General features: G+C 70.4%; 16 protein-coding genes. 9 read left to right on the top strand and 7 right to left on the bottom strand.

What is annotated here, in order from left to right; all coding sequences use genetic code 11:
• Nucleotides 1-61: 61 nt before the first annotated feature.
• A complete protein-coding gene (locus D7X32_RS25170; RefSeq protein WP_120605114.1) occupies nucleotides 62-2,407 on the top strand; it encodes a tetratricopeptide repeat protein in 2,346 nt (781 codons plus the stop codon).
• 69 nt (nucleotides 2,408-2,476) lie between these two features.
• On the opposite strand, the gene D7X32_RS25165 is transcribed toward D7X32_RS25170, so the two are convergent.
• The 3 genes from D7X32_RS25165 to D7X32_RS25155 all read right to left on the bottom strand — a co-directional run bounded on the left by D7X32_RS25165 (nucleotide 2,477) and on the right by D7X32_RS25155 (nucleotide 5,984).
• On the bottom strand, nucleotides 2,477-3,511 hold the full coding sequence (locus D7X32_RS25165) for a rod shape-determining protein (protein ID WP_014400170.1): 1,035 nt from the start codon (nucleotides 3,509-3,511) through the stop codon (nucleotides 2,477-2,479).
• Between the two features lie 230 nt (nucleotides 3,512-3,741).
• Nucleotides 3,742-4,461 (bottom strand): glycosyltransferase family 2 protein, encoded by a 720-nt coding sequence (locus D7X32_RS25160; protein ID WP_120605113.1) that lies wholly within the window; start codon nucleotides 4,459-4,461, stop codon nucleotides 3,742-3,744.
• A 56-nt stretch (nucleotides 4,462-4,517) separates the two neighbouring features.
• Entirely contained in the window at nucleotides 4,518-5,984 is a 1,467-nt protein-coding gene (locus D7X32_RS25155; protein ID WP_120605112.1) for a pyridoxal phosphate-dependent decarboxylase family protein, read from the bottom strand.
• A 199-nt stretch (nucleotides 5,985-6,183) separates the two neighbouring features.
• On the opposite strand from D7X32_RS25155, the gene D7X32_RS25150 reads away from it, so the two are divergent.
• The 8 genes from D7X32_RS25150 to D7X32_RS25115 all read left to right on the top strand — a co-directional run bounded on the left by D7X32_RS25150 (nucleotide 6,184) and on the right by D7X32_RS25115 (nucleotide 15,280).
• Entirely contained in the window at nucleotides 6,184-6,495 is a 312-nt protein-coding gene (locus D7X32_RS25150; RefSeq protein ID WP_120605111.1) for a hypothetical protein, read from the top strand.
• Between the two features lie 64 nt (nucleotides 6,496-6,559).
• Nucleotides 6,560-7,387, top strand: a complete 828-nt coding sequence (locus tag D7X32_RS25145) for a 2,3,4,5-tetrahydropyridine-2,6-dicarboxylate N-succinyltransferase (protein ID WP_120605110.1) — start codon at nucleotides 6,560-6,562, stop codon at nucleotides 7,385-7,387.
• A gap of 78 nt (nucleotides 7,388-7,465) precedes the next feature.
• Nucleotides 7,466-8,098 (top strand): cupin domain-containing protein, encoded by a 633-nt coding sequence (locus D7X32_RS25140; RefSeq protein ID WP_120605109.1) that lies wholly within the window; start codon nucleotides 7,466-7,468, stop codon nucleotides 8,096-8,098.
• A gap of 45 nt (nucleotides 8,099-8,143) precedes the next feature.
• Nucleotides 8,144-9,232: a succinyl-diaminopimelate desuccinylase gene (dapE, locus tag D7X32_RS25135; protein ID WP_120605108.1), complete on the top strand. Its 1,089-nt coding sequence runs from the start codon at nucleotides 8,144-8,146 to the stop codon at nucleotides 9,230-9,232.
• Nucleotides 9,233-9,393: 161 nt separating this feature from the next.
• A complete protein-coding gene (locus D7X32_RS25130; protein WP_120605107.1) occupies nucleotides 9,394-9,819 on the top strand; it encodes a cell envelope biogenesis protein TolA in 426 nt (141 codons plus the stop codon).
• Nucleotides 9,820-10,141: 322 nt separating this feature from the next.
• Entirely contained in the window at nucleotides 10,142-12,400 is a 2,259-nt protein-coding gene (locus D7X32_RS25125) for a family 2 encapsulin nanocompartment cargo protein terpene cyclase (RefSeq protein WP_120605106.1), read from the top strand.
• Nucleotides 12,401-12,453: 53 nt separating this feature from the next.
• Nucleotides 12,454-13,851, top strand: coding sequence for a family 2B encapsulin nanocompartment shell protein (locus tag D7X32_RS25120; protein WP_120605105.1), 1,398 nt, complete (start codon nucleotides 12,454-12,456; stop codon nucleotides 13,849-13,851).
• 28 nt (nucleotides 13,852-13,879) lie between these two features.
• Nucleotides 13,880-15,280 (top strand): family 2B encapsulin nanocompartment shell protein, encoded by a 1,401-nt coding sequence (locus D7X32_RS25115; protein ID WP_120605104.1) that lies wholly within the window; start codon nucleotides 13,880-13,882, stop codon nucleotides 15,278-15,280.
• A gap of 62 nt (nucleotides 15,281-15,342) precedes the next feature.
• On the opposite strand, the gene D7X32_RS25110 is transcribed toward D7X32_RS25115, so the two are convergent.
• The 4 genes from D7X32_RS25110 to D7X32_RS25095 all read right to left on the bottom strand — a co-directional run.
• Entirely contained in the window at nucleotides 15,343-16,350 is a 1,008-nt protein-coding gene (locus D7X32_RS25110; protein ID WP_147450254.1) for a hypothetical protein, read from the bottom strand.
• Nucleotides 16,347-17,858 carry an FAD-binding protein gene (locus tag D7X32_RS25105; RefSeq protein ID WP_120605102.1) on the bottom strand — a complete coding sequence of 504 codons (1,512 nt, stop codon included), beginning with the start codon at nucleotides 17,856-17,858 and terminating at the stop codon, nucleotides 16,347-16,349. The genes D7X32_RS25110 and D7X32_RS25105 overlap by 4 nt, the downstream gene beginning before the upstream one ends.
• Before the next feature lie 2 nt (nucleotides 17,859-17,860).
• Nucleotides 17,861-18,199, bottom strand: a complete 339-nt coding sequence (locus D7X32_RS25100) for a hypothetical protein (RefSeq protein WP_120605101.1) — start codon at nucleotides 18,197-18,199, stop codon at nucleotides 17,861-17,863.
• Between the two features lie 160 nt (nucleotides 18,200-18,359).
• Nucleotides 18,360-19,851 (bottom strand): hypothetical protein (locus tag D7X32_RS25095; protein WP_120605100.1); only part of this gene is annotated, 1,492 nt, incomplete at its 5' end.

Below are 19,851 nucleotides of genomic sequence, written 5' to 3'. Positions count from 1 at the left end.
ACGGGATTCAAGGCTCGGGGGCTTGCCTTCCCCCCGTCAGCACCCGGTTGAATGCGGGCCCATGTCCCTCACCCCTGTCTCTGACCCCAGCGGCCTGCTGGAGCGCGCGCCGCGTCTGACGGAGCTCCTGCCGGACGCCGCGCTGTCGGAGGCGCTCGCGCGAGGCGACGCCTGGGCAGTGCACGCGGTGCTCTCCCGCCGGCTGGAGCAGGAGCCGCCGGGGCCCAAGCGGGAGCTGCTGGCGGCGCTGGTGGAGGACCGGGGCGCCTTCGTCATCGCGGGCCGTCCGCCAGTCACGTCCTCCGTGCTGGGGACGGGCGTCCGGTGGAAGGGGGCGCCTGCGCGCGGCGCCGCCCCGAACGCGCCCTTCGTCGCCGAGCGCACGGTGACGGTGCTGGGCGTTCCGGTGTGGCCGTTGGACGGTTACCTGGTGCGCGCGGACGGCAATGCGCCCATCCAGGTCATCGGGCAGGTGCCTCCGTCGCCCGGAAGGTCGCGCCGCCGAGCGGGGGCCCTGGCCGGGATGGCGCTGGGGCTCTGCGCCCTGGCGGGGCTGGGCGCGGTGTGGCTGGACGCGCGCAGCATGCGCGCCGTGACGGTCGTCAATGGCCTGTCGCGGCCGGTGGACGTGCGCATCGGCGGAGAGCACTGGGTGGTGGCGCCCGGGACGCAGGAGCAGGGGCGCGTGAAGCTGGGCGATGAACGGCTCCGCGCGGTGGCGACCTGGCCCGGCCAGGAGTCCGTCATCGAGGACGTGATGCTGCCGACCGAAGGCGAGCGGATCCTCTTCAACGTGAAGGGCGCGGCCATGCTGGAGGCGGTCCCGGAGCAGGGCCGCACCTACGCGAGCCCGTATTCCAGGTCCCTGCCGGAGAGCGCCATGGTGCTCCAGCCGGGCGAGCAGCTCTCCGTCCAGGCCGCGAACTGGGAAGCCGCCGCGCGCGCCTACGCGGAATCGGGTCGCTGGGAGGCCGCGAGCCGCGTGGCGTCCGCCGTCGCGCAGGTGGAGGCGGAGAACACCCTCGCGCGGGAGATGGCCGCGCGCGCCTTCCTCCTCATGGACTCACAGGTGCCGGTGAACCTCCCGGACGCCCTGCGCTGGCGCAACACGCGCGGCTTCGCGGCGATGCTGATGCACACCTGGCAGGAAGACCCGGGTGCGCAAGCGCTGGCGCTGGCGCTGATGCGCTTCATCGGCGAAGGGGACTCGGCCCGCGCCCGCTACACGGAGCACGCGCAGCAGCACCCGGACTCGCCGCTGGCGGCCCTCTACCTGCAGCGCGCGAGCCCGCCGCCCCTGGGCACCGCGGAGGCCGTCGCCGCGTACCAGGAGCTGGCGAAGCGCTTCCCGGACTCGCCCGACGTGGGCCGCGCGTGGCTGGACGCGCGGTGGCGCTTCGAGCTGGGGGACTCGCGCGTCTGGGGTGACAGCGAGCGCCAGGAGTTCGCCGTCGAGACGTCGAGGCTGCTGCGGACCCTCGTGGAGAAGCACCCCCCGGCGAACCTGGAGGCGCTGGAATTGGACGTGCGCATCTTCCTTCGCGCGCAACTGCGCGACGCGGCCACCACCCTCGTGCGCCGCTATGGAGAGGACCCACGCCACCGGACCTGGGGCTTCCTGGTGCTGGCCGGACGCACGGCCGCGGCCGCCGGGCCCGAGCACACGTCCTACGTGATGCCGGACTGGATTCCCTCCGCCCTGGCGCGCCAGCCGGAGCGGATGGCGCTGCTGGACCTGCTCACCGGCCAGGGCTTGCCCAAGGAGGCGGAGCTCGCGGTGGTGACGTCCCCCGTGAACCGCGCCGTGCTGCGCCTCACCCGGGACGTGCTTCAGGACCCGAAGCGCGCGCTGAAGCAGGCCGTGGGCGAGTCCGAGGCCGTGCTGTCCCGCCTGGACCCGGAAGTCGCCGCGCTGCTCGCCCTGGAGCTCACGCGGGTGGGGGATGCGCGTGCGAAGAACCTCTTCAACGCTTCGTTGCCGCTGATGCTCGCGCGCGAGCCGCTGCGCAACCACGCCGTGCCCAGCTCGCGCGACACCGGGTCGGAGCTCCTCCGCCTGGACCCGGGCCTGCGCGCCGCCGCCACCCTGGTCCACGCCCGGCGCGACGCGACGGAGGGCTACCCGGTGTTCACGCAGCGGCTGGACGGTCTCACCCGCATGGACGCACTGGGCGGCTTCGCGGTCCGCGCCGCCAGCCCCTGGATGCGGCGCGCCTTCGACGCCTGCATGGACACCCAGGTGGTGCAGACCCTGCCGCCGGGAATCATGCTGAGGGGTTCTCTCGTGGAGGAGCAGACCCGCCGGGAGAACGACCGGGAGGGCCGCCGCCCCAACTGCGAGGCGCGCATCGTCACCCCCACCGGGCTGCCGCTGCCCCGGACCGCCACCGCCACGACGACACCGTAGAAACGCGAACGGCGCCGACCCCTGAAGCGGGTCCGGCGCCGTCACGATGCAGCGGGGCAGGGTGGAACGTCAGCCCGGCTGGCAGACCTGGCGGAGGATGTCGAGCGACTCCAGCGCCTTGCCCGCGCCAATCACCACGGCGGACAGCGGATCCTCCGCGAGGAACACCGGCAGGCCCGTCTCCTCGCGGAGCAGCGTGTCCAGGTTCTTGAGCAGCGCGCCGCCACCGGCCAGCACGATGCCCCTGTCGGCGATGTCACCGGCCAGTTCCGGCGGCGTGCGCTCCAGCGTCAGCTTCACCGCTTCCACGATGCCGTTGACGGGCTCCGCGAGCGCGTCGCGCACCTCGTCGCTGGACACCGTGAGCGTGCGCGGCACGCCGGCCACCAGGTCGCGACCCTTGATCTCCATGGTCATGACCTCGTCCGTCGGGTACGCCGTGCCGATGCCCATCTTGATGAGCTCCGCCGTGCGCTCACCGATGAGCAGGTTGTACTTGCGCTTGACGTACTGGATGATCGCCTCGTCCAGCTTGTCGCCGCCGATGCGCACGGACTTGGCGAACACGATGCCCGCGAGGCTGATGACCGCGACGTCGGACGTGCCACCGCCGATGTCCACAATCATGTTGCCGCTGGGCTCCGTCACCGGCAGGCCCGCGCCAATCGCCGCGGCCATGGGCTGCTCGATGAGGTAGACCTCGCGAGCACCCGCGTTGGCGGCCGCCTCACGCACCGCGCGGCGCTCCACCTCCGTGATGCCGGACGGGATGCCGATGATGATGCGCGGGTTCACCAGCGTCTTGCGGTTGTGCGCGCTCTGGATGAAGTAGCGCAGCATCGCGGCGGTGATTTCGAAGTCGGCGATGACGCCGTCCTTCATGGGCCGGATGGCCACGATGTTGCCCGGCGTCCTGCCGAGCATCTCCTTGGCCTCCTTGCCCACGGCGAGCACCTTCTTGCCGCCGCGCGAGTCCTGCTGCACCGCCACGACGGAGGGCTCGTTGGACACGATGCCCTGGCCGCGGATGTAGATGAGCGTGTTCGCCGTACCCAGGTCGATGGCGAGGTCGCGCGAAAACAGGGTGTGGAGCCAGTCGAACATACGGGGACGGAAGCTTTCGGAAGGGCCGTGGAACTTCCCCGCCCTTCAGACGGAGTGCGATGTCGAAACTACTACGCGCTGCAATACGGAGGAAGAAAAGCCGGAACCCCTTCAGGGTGCCGCTCGCTGGACAACCAACCACACCCGTCCGTCTGTTCCCTTCTCCGCATTCGAACCGCGAATCCCCCGGTGATGGCCGCATCCCCCCCAGGAAAGCGGCCGGGCGGCCGTCAGCGCTTCACGGAGTACTTCGCGATGGCGTACAGGGCGCGCACGCCGTCCTTCCAGCCAATCTTCTTGCCCTCTTCGTAGGTACGCCCGTGGTAGCTGATGGGCACCTCGAAGACGCGCCAGTTGCCGCGCGCCACCTTGGCGGTGATTTCGGGCTCGAAGCCGAACCGGTCCTCCTCCACGTGCACGGAGCGGAGCACTTCGGCACGGAAGGCCTTGTAGCAGGTCTCCATGTCCGTGAGGTTCAGCCCGCTCGTCATGTTGGAGAGCGTGGTGAGCATGTTGTTGAGGACGGTGTGCCAGTAGTACAGCACCCGGCGCGGCGACCCGATGAACCGGCTGCCGAAGACGACGTCCGCCTCGCCATCGATGATGGGCTGGATGACGCGCGGGATGTCCTTGGGGTCGTATTCCAGGTCCGCGTCCTGCACGAGGATGATGTCCCCGGTGGCCTCGGCGAAGCCCCGGCGCAGGGCGGCCCCCTTGCCCTGGTTCTGCTCCTGGAAGAGCACGCGGATTTCGTTGCGGTTCTTCGGCGTGCCGCCGAGGACGTCCAGACCCTGTTCGGACAGCTGGCGCAGGAATTCGCGGCTGCCATCCTTGGAGCAGTCGTCCACCAGGACGAGCTCCTTGGGGAAGTCCACGGCGGTGCAGCGACGGAGGATTTCCGCCAGGGTGGGAATCTCGTTGTAGACGGGAATGACGAGCGAGACGAGCATGGCGGCCCCGCCCTATCTCATTTTTCCGGCCTGGGCGACTCCCTTGCACACAAAATTCATGGCCGGGCCGCGCTCCGGAGTGCGTCCAGCAGGGCCTCCAGGTCCGCGTCCCCGGTGAGCGGGTGGATGAGCGTCGTCCGCAGGTACACCCCCCGGGGCAGCCGCGTCTGCACCAGGTAGAAACTTCCACGGGAGACCAACGCCTCGCGCAGCCGGACCTGGAGCGCGTCCCAGCCTTCCGGGGGCACGTGCGCGGGGGTGTGGCGGAAGCAGACGATGTTGCAGTCGGGCTCCAGCGCCAGCTCGAAGTCCGGGGCGGCGGTGAGCTTCTCCGCGAAGCGCCGGGCCTGGTCGTAGGACGCGGTGACGGCCTCCTCGAAGACGCGCGTGCCCAGCACGGACAGGCACGCGTACACCTTGAGGGGCATCATCTCCTTGGTGCACTCCAGCGTGCGCAGGCCTACGTCGCTGTAGGGGCGCGCGTCGTCGCCGTCGCCGTGGAAGAGGTAGTGGGCCTCCTGGGAGAAGGCGTCGAAGGAGCGCGCCCCGTCGCGGAAGAGGACGGCCGTCACCAGCGCGGGCATGAGCAGCCCCTTGTGCGCGTCCCACACCACGGAGTCCGCCCGCTCGATGCCCTTCACCTGCGCGCGGTACTTGGGGCTGAGGGACGCGGCGGCCCCGTGCGCGCCGTCCACGTGGAACCACAGGCCGTGCTCTTGGGCGAAGTCCGCCACGGGCTCCAGCGGGTCGAAGGCGCCGGTGGCGGTGGAGCCCGCGCTGGCCACCACGGCAATGGCCTTCTTCCCCGCGTTCGTGGCCCGGGCGAGCGCGTCCTCCAGGGCGTCCGGACGCACGCGGAAGTGGTCGTCCACGTCCACCGGGGTGAGGCCGCCCTCGCCCCAGCCCATGATGCGGACCGCGCGGGCCAGGCAGTAGTGGGCGGAGCGGGGGACCAGCACCGTCAGGGGCGGGCCCGCGTGCGCGCCGCCGTTCCACGCGTCATAGCCGGCCTTCGCCTGACGGGCGGCGAGCAGGGCGGTGAGGTTGCCCGCGCTGCCGCCGGAGGTGAGCACGCCCCGGGCGCTCACGGGCAGCCCCAGCTTCGCCGCCATCCACGCGAGCACGTGGTGCTCCATCGCGGTGGCGACGGGGCCCATCTCGTACACGGCCATGCCGTTGTTGAGCAGCGAGGACACGGCGTCGCAGAGCGCGGAGAGCGGCACGGGCGCCGTCACCTGGTGGCCCACGTAGCGCGGGTGGTGCAGGTGGTGGGAGCCCTCCAGCACGCGCGCCATCAACCCCGCGAAGGCAGGGGCCAGCTCCTGGGGCGGCTCCTCTGGAAAGGCCGTGGCGAAGCGCTCCTGGTTCACCGCGGGCGGGGCCCAGGGCAGCACCGGCATCGCGCCCCCGCCGAGCGCCGCCTTCAGGTAGTCCGCGAGCTGGTCCATCAAGGCGTGGGCGGTGGTCCGGAAGGCCTCCGGGTCGTAGGCGGCGCGCAGCGGAGGGAAGACGGAGGTCGTCATGGCGGGCGCAAGCTAACGGGAGCGCGCCTCCCGGGCGCGGGAAACACGGTCGCGAGGGCCCGGCCTGGCTCCGGGCCGGGCGGCCGCCACCCCCGGCCCTTCCCCGGGGGAACGGGCGGACAGGCCCCTGGCGGCGGGGGGCGGCTCGCGGCGTCGCCTGTCCGTCCCCACCTTTCCCGCTCACGGGAGGAGACGACCGATGGCTTTCGACGACACGCCGTCCGAACGGCGCTCCATCATCAGCGGCATGCGCGTCCGCTCGGCGGACGGGAAGCTCCTGGGGTACGTGGCCCTCATCGGCCAGGAACACCTCTACGTCCGGAGTTCGCCCTTCGTTCGCCACCGCCACTGGAAGGAAGTGCCCCTGTCCGCCGTGGGCCGCGTGCTTCAGGGCGCCGTCGTCCTGAAGGAGGGCACCGGACCGCTCACTCATGCGGATGCCTCGTTTCACGGGGAAATCACGACACAGACCCTGCCCCTCGCGCTGGGGATGGCGCCGGCTCACGCGTGAGGGCGTCAGCGGGTGGACACTCAGGAGGGGCGCGGACACCTGAAGTGTGATTCAACTTCGCGTCATGGCGACATCCCTCGAAGAGCTCTCCCAGCGGGTGTCCGCGGCGTTCGCGGACCGGGCGAAATTGAAGGACGCGGACACCGTGGCGGCCGTGCGCGAGACGCTGGCGCGGCTGGACTCCGGTGAGCTGCGCGTCGCGGAGAAGGGCCCGGAAGGCTGGCGGGTCAACGCCTGGGTGAAGGAGGCCATCCTCCTGTTCTTCGCCGTGTCGGAGATGCAGGTGATGGAGGTGGGCCCCTTCGAGTTCTACGACAAGGTGCCCCTGAAGAAGGGCCTGGAGGCGGCGGGCGTGCGCGTGGTGCCTCCGGGCACCGTGCGCTATGGCGCCTTCGTGGAGCGGGGCGCGGTGGTGATGCCCGGGTACGTGAACATCGGCGCGCGGGTGGGCGCGGGCACCATGGTGGACACGTGGGCCACGGTGGGTTCCTGCGCGCAGGTGGGCCGCCATGTCCACCTGTCGGGTGGCGTGGGGCTGGGGGGCGTGCTCGAGCCGCCTTCCGCGTCGCCGGTCATCATCGAGGACGGCGCCTTCCTGGGCAGCCGCTCCATCGTGGTGGAGGGCGTGGTGGTGGAGGAGGAGGCGGTGCTCGGCGCCAACGTGGTGCTGACCGCGTCCACGCAGATCATCGACGTCACCGGGCCCCAGGAGGTCATCCACAAGGGCCGCGTGCCGGCGCGCAGCGTGGTGATTCCGGGCATGCGGGAGAAGCAGTTCCCCGCCGGGAAATACATGGTTCCGTGCGCGCTCATCATCGGGCAGCGCAAGGCGTCCACCGACCAGAAGACCAGCCTCAACGCGGCCTTGCGCGAGTTCGCCGTCCCGGTGTGAGCCGGTGGAAATCCGCCGCTGGCGGGGGCGCGTATAGATGTTACGCGACTTGATACGTCCGTGGCATTTCAGGAGATCATGGAACATCTCGACGACATCCTTCCCGAGTGGCTGCTCGGGACCCTGGAGCCCGCCCGGCGCGACGCCGCGGCCCGGCACCTGGACGGCTGCGCGCACTGCCGGGCGGAGCTGGCCCGGTTGACGCCCGCCGTGGATGCGCTGGGGACGCTCGTTCCTTCGGTGACGCCTCCGGCCGAGGTGCTCCAGCGGCTGATGGGGCACATGGAAGGGCCCGGCCGCTTCGCCCGCTGGGCCGGGAAGGTGTCCGCGTTCCTGGACGTGACGGAGGCGCGGGCCCGCGAGCTGCTGGAGTCCATGTCGGACCCCGCCAACTGGATGCCCGGCCCGGTGGAGGGCGTGGAGCTGATGCCGGTGGAGACGGGCCCGGCGCGCGAGGGGATGATGGCCGCCGTCGTGCGCCTGCTGCCCGGCGCCCGCTACCCGCGTCACGCGCACCTGGGCCGCGAGTGGAACCTGGTGCTGGAGGGCGGCTTCCGCGAGGACAACGGCCACGAGGTGTGGCCCGGCGACGAGCTGGAGAAGACGGACGGTTCGCTGCACGACTTCACCGCGCTGCAGGGCCCCGCGTGCATCTGCTTCACCGTGCTGGACGGCGCCACGTCCTTCGAGGACCTGGTGGACGGCGCCTGACGGGACGGTGTGCCGGACGCGGGCGGGGAGTAAGGTGCTTCGCGCATGGCTTCCATTGACCTCGCCACCCGCCTCGCCCAGACGACGCTCGAGCTGTGCCGCATCGAGAGCCCCATTGGCTACGAGGGTCCCATCGCGGACCACGTGGAAGGCTGGGCGCTGAAGCACTTCCGCCGCGACGAGGTCTTCCGCGTCGGGCACACGCTGCTCCTGGGGTCGCTGGCGGACCCGCGGCCCACGGTGGCGCTCATCGGCCACCTGGACACGGTGCCCATGCACCCCGGAGACGTGGGCCGCGCGCCCCGCATCGAAGGCGAGCGCGTGCACGGCCTGGGCGCGTCCGACATGAAGGGCGGCGTCGCGGTGATGATGGCGCTGGCGGAGGACCTCAAGCGCGACGCGCTGCCCGTCAACGTGGCCTTCCTCCTGTACGAGCGCGAGGAGGGCGCCTACGCGGAGAGCGGCCTCATTCCGCTGTACGCGAAGCGGCCGGACCTGTCCCACGTGAAGTTCGGCATCGCCATGGAGCCCACGGACGGCGTGGTGCAGGTGGGCTGTGTCGGCAGCATGCAGGTGTCCGTCCGCTTCACGGGGCGCAGCGCGCACTCCGCGCGGCCGTGGCAGGGGGAGAACGCCATCCACAAGGCGGGGCCGCTGCTCACGGAGTTGCTGGGCCGCGAGCGCGTGGAGGTGAACGTCGCGGGCTTCCCCTTCTACGAGGTCATCAGCGCCACGCTGGCCAAGGGCGGCCGGGCGCGCAACGTGGTGCCGGAGGCGTTCGAACTGAACCTCAACTACCGCTTCGCGCCGGGCAAGAGCGTGGCGCAGGCGAAGGAGGACGTGCTGGCGCTGGTGGCGGGCCGCGCGGAGGTGGAGTTCACGGACGCGTCCCCCAGCGGGCCGGTGGCCGCGGGCAACCCGCTGTTCCAGCGGCTGATGGCGCTCACGGGGCTGCCCGCCGCGTCGAAGCAGGCGTGGACGGACGTGGCGCGCTTCGGCGAGTGGGGCGTGGACGCGGTGAACTTCGGACCCGGTGAGACGGCGCAGGCGCACCAGCTCCATGAGAGCGCGCCCATCCCTCCGCTGGCCGTGGCGTACGAGAAGCTGGCCGCGTTCCTGAAGGGCGCGGCGTAGCGCACGCGCGCGGCCGTGCGCTCCAGGGCCGGATTTTCGGCCTCGCGCGGATGTCGCGGCGCATGCATTCGTCAGGTGGCGTGCATCTGCACGGTGGGGCATGCGTGCACTTCCGCCGGTTGGGCTTACCCTCCAGGTGTTGTCATCCCTGGAGGTTGTTGATGCACGCCGAGTCGAACACGCAGGACCCGAACGAGAACCCGTCGTCCAACACGGTGCTGCCGGTCGGTGAGGCGACGCCCGCCACGCCGTCGCGCCGCCGCTCCTCCGGTGCGCGCAAGAGCGCCCGCAAGGCATCGTCCCGCCGCACGGGCGCCGCGAAGAAGGCGACCGCGAAGCGCACCACGGCGAAGAAGGCCGCCGGCAAGCGCACCGCGAAGAAGGCCGCGGGCAAGCGTGGTACGGCGAAGCGTGGCACCGCGAAGAAGGCCACCGCCAAGCGTGGCGCTCGCAAGGCCCCCGCCCGTCGCGCCGCCGCCGGCCGCACCGCGCGCAAGACGTCCAGCCGTGGCACGTCCGCGCGCAAGACGTCCGCCCGTAAGACGACCGCTCGCAAGAGCCCGTCGCGCCGCTCCACGCGCCGCTAGCGGACCCTCCGCTGGTGGAACGCGGGGAGGCAGCCGTCCCATGAGGGGATGCGCTCCCCGCGCCGCCGCCGCGAAGCCTTCAAGCCCCCGGACATCGGTTCTCTCTTTCTCAACCTTGAGGATGGTGTTGGATCCGCCATGGCCGTGAGTGGCGGAAATGCCCACCACCACCGGGTTCCCGCCACGATCCCGGGTGGGTCATCTCCCATCCCCGCCAGCCCTTATTCACCGGATTACTCAAGTTCTCCGGTGGACCCTGTTAGTCGTGGAGTTGGTCACTGGACGACAGTAGAAGTCGTGCGGGGTCCAACGAGGGGTGTGCATGGCCAAGGCGCGAAAGAAGCAACCGTTCCAGCTGCCGGATTTCTATGTGCCCTGGCCGGCGCGCCTGAACCCGAACCTGGAAGCGGCCCGCGCGCACACCAAGGCGTGGTCGTACCAGATGGGCATCCTGGGACCGCCGCGTGACGGAACGGACCGGGAGGTGTGGTCCGAGCGCCGCTTCGACGGCATGGACTACGCGCTGCTCTGTGCGTACACGCACCCGGAGGCGCCGGGTCCGGAGCTGGACCTCATCACGGACTGGTACGTCTGGGTCTTCTACTTCGACGACCACTTCCTGGAGGTCTTCAAGTACTCGCGCGACGTGCAGGGCGGGCAGGCCTACCTGGACCGGCTGCCGCTGTTCATGCCGCTGGACATGACCCCGCCGCCGGAGCCCACCAACGCGGTGGAGCGCGGCCTCTGGGATTTGTGGCAGCGCACCGTGCCCTCCATGTCCATGGAATGGCGCCGCCGCTTCTTCGAGAACACCAAGCACCTGCTCGATGAATCGATGTGGGAGATCGAGAACATCAGCGAGGCGCGCGTCTCCAACCCCATCGAGTACATCGAGATGCGCCGCAAGGTGGGTGGCGCGCCCTGGTCGTCGGACCTGGTGGAGCACGCCGTCGCCGCGGAGATCCCCGCCCGCGTCGTGCAGAGCCGGCAGATGCGCGTCTTCAAGGACACGTTCTCGGACGCGGTGCACCTGCGCAACGACCTGTTCTCCTACGAGCGCGAACTGGAGGAGGGCGAGCTCTCCAACGGCGTGCTGGTGGTGGAGAAGTTCCTCGACTGCGACACGCAGCGCGCGGCGGACCTGGTCAACGACCTGCTGACCTCCCGGCTCCAGCAGTTCGAGACCACCTTCGCCACGGAGCTGCCGTGGCTCGTCGCGGAGAACGCCCTCAACCCGGTGGAGCAGGCGCAGGTGCTCACGTACCTGCGGGGCCTCCAGGATTGGCAGTCCGGCGGCCACGAGTGGCACATGCGCTCCAACCGCTACATGAACCAGCACTCGGAGGAGCGCCCGGCGCTGTCCGTCCCCGTGCCGTCCGGGCTGGGCACCTCCGCGCTGCGGCTGCCGCTGACGCCCGGCGCGCTGGGGCTGGGGCCCCGCGCCCGGTCCCTGAGCCACGTGCCCCGTCAGCACGTGGGCCCCACGAAGCTGCCGAAGTTCTACATGCCGTACAGCACGTACCTGAGCCCCCACCTGGACCGCGCGCGGAAGAGCTCCAAGGATTGGGCGCGGCGGATGGGCATGCTGGAGGTGGTGCCCGTCGTGGGGCTCTACGTCTGGGACGACCACAAGTTCGACGCGGCGGACGTGGCCCTCTGCGGCGCGCTCATCCACCCGGACGCGACCCCGGAGCAGCTGGACCTGACGGCGTGCTGGCTCGTCTGGGGCACCTACGCGGACGACTACTTCCCCCTGCTCTACGCCAACTCGCGGGACATGGCGGGCGCGAAGGTGTTCACCGCGCGGCTTGGCCAGTTCATGCCGGATGACGTGGAGGTCGCCAACGCGGCGGTGCCCACCAACCCGGTGGAGCTGGGCCTGGCGGACCTGTGGAAGCGCACCGCGGGCCCGCTGTCGCCGCGCGGCCGCAAGCTGTTCCGCAAGGCCATCCAGGACATGACGGACAGCTGGGTGTGGGAGCTGAACAACCAGCTCATCAACCGCGTGCCGGACCCCGTGGACTACGTGGAGATGCGCCGCAAGACGTTCGGCTCGGACCTCACCATGAGCCTGTCGCGCCTCTCCAAGGGCGACGCGGTGCCGGAGGACGTCTTCAACACGCGCACGCTGCGCGGGCTGGAGAACTCGGCCGCGGACTACGCGTGCTTCGTCAACGACCTCTTCTCCTACCAGAAGGAGATCCAGTTCGAGGGTGAGCTCAACAACTGCGTGCTCGTGGTCCAGAAGTTCCTGGGCGTGGACAAGGACGAGGCCGTGCGCGTGGTCAATGAGTTGATGACCGCGCGCATGAAGCAGTTCCAGCACCTGGTGGCCAAGGAGCTGCCCGTGGTCATCCGCACCTTCGACCTGGATGCGAATGCGCAGGAGAAGCTGCACAAGTACGTGGAGCAGCTCCAGCAGTGGATGGCGGGCATCCCCCGGTGGCACGCGGAGGTGACCCGCTACACCGAAACCGAGCTCATCCACGACGCCTCGCCGAAGTTCAAGACCGGGAACCTCTCCGGTCTGGGCATGTCCGCGACCCGCGTCGCCGAGTTGTTCCGCGCCACCAAGCCTTGAGTCCCACCGCAGTGCGAAGCCTTTTGAATCTTCAACCTGGAGAAGGGTGAACCATGTCCAACGACACGAAGAAGTTCGACGACAACAACCAGAGCCTCGGGACCCAGGCGGCGCGCCAGCTGGCGACGACGACCAAGTCCGAGCCGCAGATGCAGGGCATCTCCTCGCGGTGGCTGCTCAAGCTGCTGCCGTGGGTGCAGGTGTCCGGCGGTACGTACCGCGTCAACCGCCGCATGACCTACGCCGTGGGCGACGGCCGCGTCACCTTCACCAGCACCGGCGCCAAGGTGGCCGTGATTCCCCAGGAGCTGGGCGAGCTGCCCCTGCTGCGCGGCTACGAGGACGTGGAGGCGCTCACCGCGCTGGCCAACCGCTTCGTGCAGAAGGAGTACAAGGCCGGTGAGGTCATCACCGAGGCCGGCAAGGAAGCGGACTCCATCGTCCTCATCGCCCACGGCAAGGTGAACCGCATCGGCACCGGCAAGTACGGTGAGCCGCTGGTGCTGGAGACCCTGGCGGACGGCGACCACTACAGCTACCAGGCGCTGCTGGAGTCGCAGGACTACTGGCAGTTCACGGCCAAGGCCGTCACGCCGGTCATCGCGCTCATCCTCCAGCAGTCCGCCTTCGAGGCGGTGGTGGCGCAGGTGCCGTCGCTGCAGAAGCACATCGAGGACTTCAAGGCCCGCTCCAAGAAGAAGCAGGACACCTCCGGCCAGAAGGCCATCGAGCTGGCCGCCGGCCACCACGGCGAGCCCGTGCTGCCCGGCACGTACGTGGACTACGAGACGCACCCGCGCGAGTACGAGCTGGCCATCGCGCAGACCGTGCTGCAGATCCACACGCGCGTCGCGGACCTCTTCAACGACCCCATGAACCAGACGCAGCAGCAGCTGCGCCTCACCGTGGAGGCCCTGAAGGAGCGCAAGGAGCACGAGCTCATCAACAACCGTGAGTTCGGCCTGCTGCACAACGCGGACCTCAAGCAGCGCATCCACACCCGCTCCGGCGCCCCGACGCCGGACGACATGGACGAGCTGCTGGCCACGGTGTGGAAGGAGCCGTCGTTCTTCCTGGCCCACCCGCGCGCCATCGCCGCGTTCGGGCAGGAGTGCAACAAGCGGGGCATCTACCCCACCAGCATCGAGATGAACGGCAGCCACGTGCCCGCGTGGCGCGGCGTCCCCATCGTGTCCTGCAACAAGCTGCCCATCAGCGAGTCGCGCACCACGTCCATCATGCTGATGCGCGCGGGTGAGAAGAACCAGGGCGTGGTCGGCCTGCACCAGGCGGGCATCCCGGATGAGATCGAGCCCAGCCTCAACGTCCGGTTCATGGGCATCAACGAGAAGGCCATCATGAACTACCTGGTGACGGCGTACTTCTCCGCGGCGGTCCTCACCCCGGACGCGCTGGGCATCCTGGAGAGCGTGGAACTCGGCCGCTCGTAGTCCCACCTAGCGACCCGGAGATTCTTCCATGGCGAATCCAGTGAAGGACGCGGCGGCGCACGAAGGCCAGAGCCTCAGCACGGCTGGCGCGCGTCAGCTCGCGACGACGACCAAGACGCAGCCGATGATGCAGGGCATCTCGCCCCGCTATCTGCTGGGCATCCTGCCCTGGGTGCAGGTGTCCGGCGGCACGTTCCGCGTGAACCGGCGGCTGACGTACACCGTGGGCGACGACCGGCTGAACTTCAGCAACATCGGCGTCAAGGTGGAGGTCATCCCGCAGGAACTGCTGAAGCTGCCGCTGATGCGGGGCTTCGAGGACGTGGATGACCTGCTCATCCGCACCCTGGCGGGCCGCTTCACGCAGCGGCAGTACAAGGCCGGGGAGAACATCGTGGAGGCGGGCCAGTCCGCCGAGCACGTGTTCCTCCTCGCGCACGGCAAGGCGCAGAAGCTGAAGGCCGGCAAGTACGGCGACCCCGTCGTGCTGGACACGCTGGCGGACGGCGACCACTTCGGTGATCAGGCGGTGGTGGAGTCGAACGACGTGTGGTCCTTCACCGTCAAGGCCATCACGGCCTGCACGGTGATGGCGCTGCCGCAGGAGGTGTTCGAATCCCTCATCACCCAGTCCCCGTCGCTGAAGGCGCACGTGGACCGCTACAAGGCGAACCTCAAGAAGCCCCAGGACAAGGCGGGCCAGTCAGCCATCCCGCTGACGGCCGGCCACCACGGCGAGCCGATCATCGAGGGCGGCTTCGTGGACTACGAGCTGAGGCCGCGCGAGTACGAGCTGAGCGTGGCGCAGACCATCCTGCGCGTGCACACCCGCGTGTCGGACATCTTCAACGACCCGATGAACCAGACCGCGGAGCAGCTGCGGCTGACCATCGAGGCGCTGAAGGAGCGCAAGGAGTGGGAGCTCATCAACAACCCGGAGTTCGGCCTGCTGCACAACGCCGACCTCAAGCAGCGCATCAACACCCGCTCCGGTCCGCCGACGCCGGACGACATGGACGAACTGGTGACGCGCCGCCGCAAGACGCGCTACTTCCTGGCCCACCCGCGCGCCATCGCGGCGTTCGGCCGGGAGTGCACCAGGCGCGGCCTGTACCCGACGGTGGTGGACGTGGGTGGGGCGAAGTTCCAGGCGTGGCGTGGGGTGCCCATCCTCCCCTGCGACAAGCTGCCCATCAGCCGGGAGAACACCACCTCCATCATCGCCATGCGCACCGGTCAGGACGACCAGGGCGTGGTCGGCCTGCACAACGCCGGCATCCCCGACGAGGTGGAGCCGGGCCTCACCGTGAAGCGCATGGCCGTCAGCGACCAGGCCATCACGAACTACCTGGTGAGCACCTACTACTCCGCCGCCGTGCTCGTCCCCGACGCGCTGGGCGTGCTGGAGAACGTGGAGCTCGGCGGCTGAGGCGTTCCTCGTCGTGAATCATGAGCGGGCCCGGTGCCTTCAGTGCGCCGGGCCCGTTTTCTTTATCGGCACCGCGCGAAGTACCAGCGCAGCTGGAGCTGGCCCCGGAGCACCGGGTCGTCCTCGGACGTGCCGGGGGCCGTGGCGAGCGAGGCGATGGCGCTCGTGCACCCCGGCAGCTTCACGTCGATGGCCGCTCCCGGGTGGAGGCGCTCGTCGGTGCCGTCGTAGGTGAGCTCGGCGCGGAAGTCGGCCACGGAGGTCTTCCGTTGCACGCCCACCCCGGCGAGCAGCGCGCGGCCGGAGTCGAACACGTCCAGCCCCTGCACCGTCGCGAGCACGTCGAAGCGCCGGCCGAGCGCCGCCTGTCCGGTCATCCAGAAGGTGTGCCGGGTGTCCCGGAGCCCTTCGCCCGTGAACACGCCGCCTTCCGTGCGGGCGGAGACGCCCCATCCGGCGGAGACCTGGATGTCTCCACTCCGGGAGCGCATCGCCCTCCCGGCCTCGTCGAAGAGGGCTGACAGGTCCACGCCGCGCCCGGACACGTCTTCGTCCGAGTCCGCGGGTCGAGGCACGCCGTGGCGCTCCAGCTCCTCCGCGACCCGTTCAGGCAGGGCGGAGTTGAGCACGGGGTCGTGCGGGTCGTGGAACGTCGTCCGGAGCCCGAAGCCCACGCGCCAGGGGCCTCCGTCGGTGGTGTCTGGAATCAGCGCCGCGGACACCGTCGTCTTCGTCAGCACCCGCATGAGCCGGCCCGCCACCGAGTTCGAGCGGTAGCTGGACAGGCTCCGGATGCCACCGCCAAAGAGGAAGTAGGGCGCGATGTCCAGGCTGAGGCCGGGGCTGAGCGCTCCAGGTGCCGCCGAGGCCAGCACCGTGGCCATCACGGGCTTGGGCGCCGCGCCGAGCAACACGCGCAGGGGCGCCTGCTCCAGGGCCACCAGTGCTGGAGACTCGGGCACGTCCACGTCGAGCACGTAGCGGTAGAGGTTGATGTTGTCGTCCTGCGCGCGGGCCGCTCCGGAGGCGAGCAGCGCGCCCATCACCGCCAGCCCGGCGAGCCTCCTCACGCGAGGTCCATCGTGCGCAGATAGTCATTGGAGAAGGCCGCGCGCAGCTCGGGGGTGGTGAGCAGGGCCGTGCGCGCACCGAGCCAGGCGTCCACGCGTGCCGTGCCGTACAGGCCGCGCACCGCCGGGCCGTCCAGCTCGTGGACCTTGCCCCAGTGGAACGTGTGGGGGATGGAGGCCTCGGCGATTTGCTGCCAGACGCGGCGGCTGTAGGACTTCGTGCGGGTGGACGCCGCTCCGTCGATGTCGAGGACGCACGTCATGGGCGCGTGCTGCGTGAACGCCAGCGTGGCCCGGGAGGGTTGGACGTAGCGCAGCGCTAGCAGCCCGGGGAAAGGGTGTATGCGATTGACGGCGAGGGCCAGCTCGACGGTCTCTCGCACCCGGCCGAGCGGAACGCCCACCGCGCTGCCCCAGGCCTTCCCCCGGGTGGTGGTGTCGGTGAACAGCTCGCCGTGCGTCCCGCAGATGTCGGCGTATTCCCCGTAGAAGCGATCCATCAGCCTCGACAGCACGGGGATGGTCAGCTCCGAGACCATGTCCGTCAGCACACCGACGATTTCGAGCGCGCTGTCCCCCTGGGTCAGCTTGCTGCCGGGACTGGGCGGCTTCGAGCCCGCGGGGCACCGCGCATGCTTGTACATCACCGTGACGTAGACACCCCGGTCCAGGTCATTGGGGTTGATGACCACCTGGAAATGATAGGGTTTGAGCCCCGGTGGGCCCGGCAGCGTGATGCCGGAGAAGTCGAGCTGGTCGCACGCTTGCCAGAGCCCCTCGGTGAGCGGTAGCCGCTGGCGGTACGCCTGGAGATAGTAGAGGTCCTCCACCTCCATCAGCACGCCGTGCACGATGCCGAAGCCGCCCATGCCCACCAGGGCGGCGTTGAAGAGTGCGTCGTCCCGGACGAGCTCCGCGCCCAGGTTCTGGGGAATCTCGTCGTGGATGACCGGCGCGCTGGCCCGCTCCAGCCACACGTGCCGGTCCGGTGAGACCACGAGGTGCAGGCCCACCACGAAGTCCTGCATGGCGCCGAACTCCAGGCTGGAGCCATGCGTGCCCGTCCCGATGGCACCCGCGATGGTCTGCCCATTGCTGGCGCCCGAGGTGGGCAGGGACTTGCCGATGCTCTTCAGGAAGTGGTTCAGCTCCGCGACGGAGACACCGCACTGCGCGAAGAGGAGGTCCTCGCGCCGGCCCGGATAGGCGGGGTGGGTGCGGGGCGCCGGGAAGAGGTAGTTCAGCGGCTGGGTGTTGACCAGGATGCCGCTGGTGGCGGGCGCCTTGGTGAAGGACCAGCCGCCGCCCAGGCCGCGGATCTCCAGGCGCTCGGTGAGGGCCCGCTGGATGAGCCCCTGCAGGCCCTGCGTGGTGTCGATGTAGCCCGGCACCGTGGACTGGGAGGCATTGGCATTCCAGACGTCCACCAGGAGCTCCAGCTTCTGGGTGTAGCTCTGGTGCCAGTTCTGCCAGCGCTTCTGGCTGTTCTCGTGGATGACGGGGGGCATGGCTAGGGCGCCTCGCCCGTCTCAGGCGGCGGGACGGGGCGGACCCCGAGGTCACCTGGCGTGGGCTGGGCCTTGGCGCAGCGCCACTCCACCTGCTGCGGCATCGCGAGGCCGAGCGTCAGGACGCTGATGAGCGCGAAGCCCACGTTGGTGCTCTGGGTGACCTCCGCGAGCGCCTGGTCCTGGCAGTTGTCCACCCGGGGCCGTTCCTGGACCAGGCCCCAGGCCAGCGACCAGAGGACCTCGCCCTTGGGTTCGGTGGCACCGGCCCCCGCGGCACCGGGCGCCTGGACGCGGTAGTGCGCGCAGGCGGAGCCCAACGCCAGACACAGCAAGGCCACGACATGCTTCCCACCCGGACGCTTTGACATGCACCCCCCGCGCGCTCCGAACCTGGGCCTTCCCTCGGGGGGAGGACCATTGCTCGCGCGTGCGAAGGGGATTCAGCCCCTGGCGATTGCCTCGCCAGGGGCCACGTGGGCGGAGGTCGCGAACGCCTGTCTAATACTTCACGCGCACCAGGAAGACGTCGCCGCGCGTGGGCTTGAGCTTCTCCACGCCGAAGTCCGTGACGCGGTCGGTGTAGCCGAACAACACCGCGTCCCCGTCCGGCAGCAACGTCACCGCCGGCACCGCCTCCACGCCGTACAGCTCGCCGCGCGGTTCCGGCGTGGCGCCCAGGAAGAGGCGCGACGCCAGCGGCTGTCCGGTGGGGTCGAAGCGCTGGGTGAAGAGCTGCGCGGACCCCAGGCCGTCCGTGCCCGAGGCGCCGTTCTCCAGCCACGAGTACGTGTAGCCCACCACCAGCACCTCGCCCGTCGCGTGGATGGCCACGCCCTGCACGGACGCGTCCACGCCCAGGTCGCGCGCCCAGCGCTCGGTGCCGTCCGCCGCCGTCACCACCACGAAGGGGCTGGGGCTGGAGGCGCCCTTCAGCGACGCGCCCGCCCAGGAGAAGCTGCCCTGGAAGTCGCCGCCCGCCACCACGTCACCGGCCGCGTCGCGGCTCACGTCCCGGACGGCGCCCTTCACGCCGGGCCGCACCTTCGCCCAGCCGAGCGTGCCGTCGCCCCGGTACAGCGCGACGAAGGGGCTGCCCGAACCGGACCCCTGCGTGACGTTGGTGCCGAAGCGCACCGTGCCCACGTAGCGCCCCGCCACCGCCACGCTGCCGTCCGCGCCGGGTGACAGGGACAGGGGCTCGGCGCCCGCACCCTCGGACTCCGCGTTCCCCACGGCGAAGGCGCGCTCCGCGGTGCCGTCCGCTGTGAACACCGCCACGCCCGCCGAGGCCCCCTTCACCTCGTTGCCCAGGTCCACCGGGCCTGGCGCGGTATAGGCCACGTACAGCCGCCCTTGCGCGTCCGCCGCCACGTCCTTCACCGTCAGCTCGCCGGGCACCCGGTACGCCCAGAGCGTCGCGCCGTCCGCGGACAGCCTGGCGACGATGGCGCCGTTGCTGAGCTTGCCCGTGCCCAGGTCCACCGTGCCCTGGATGTTGCCCGCCAGGAGCATGCCGCCCGCGCCGTCCGCCGCCACGCGGGCATGCACGTCCGCGCGCAGTGTTTCGGGCGTGGGGTCCACGCGCACGTCGTAGGCGTGTGTCCACAGCGTCTGCCCCGCACCGGAGCGCCGCGTGAGCACCAGCTCCACGGCGTCATCCGTGGGAGTGCGCGCCTCCAGGTCGTCGTAGCCGTGCGCCGCGGCGGTGAAGAAGTCACCCGTCGCGTCCACCGCCAGGTCCAGCGCCAGGTCGTCCTGGGCCGCGCCCTCCTTCGCGAGCCACAGCGTGGCCCCCGAGGCGGGTGGGACCGACTCCGGCCCCTTGACCGGAGGCGGTGGAGTCTGTGGGTTTTCATTGCCCGGGGGCGTCTGTGTGCCGCTGCCGGGCGGTGGAACGTCGCCCGGTACCGAGGGCTGCTCCGCGGGGGGACACCCCATCTTCGAGTCCTGGCAGTTGTCCGGATCGGGCTTCTCCGCCCCGCCTCCGCAC

This window comes from Corallococcus carmarthensis (assembly GCF_003611695.1).
GTDB lineage: Bacteria > Myxococcota > Myxococcia > Myxococcales > Myxococcaceae > Corallococcus > Corallococcus carmarthensis.
This window is presented reverse-complemented; position numbering and strand designations above follow the sequence as displayed.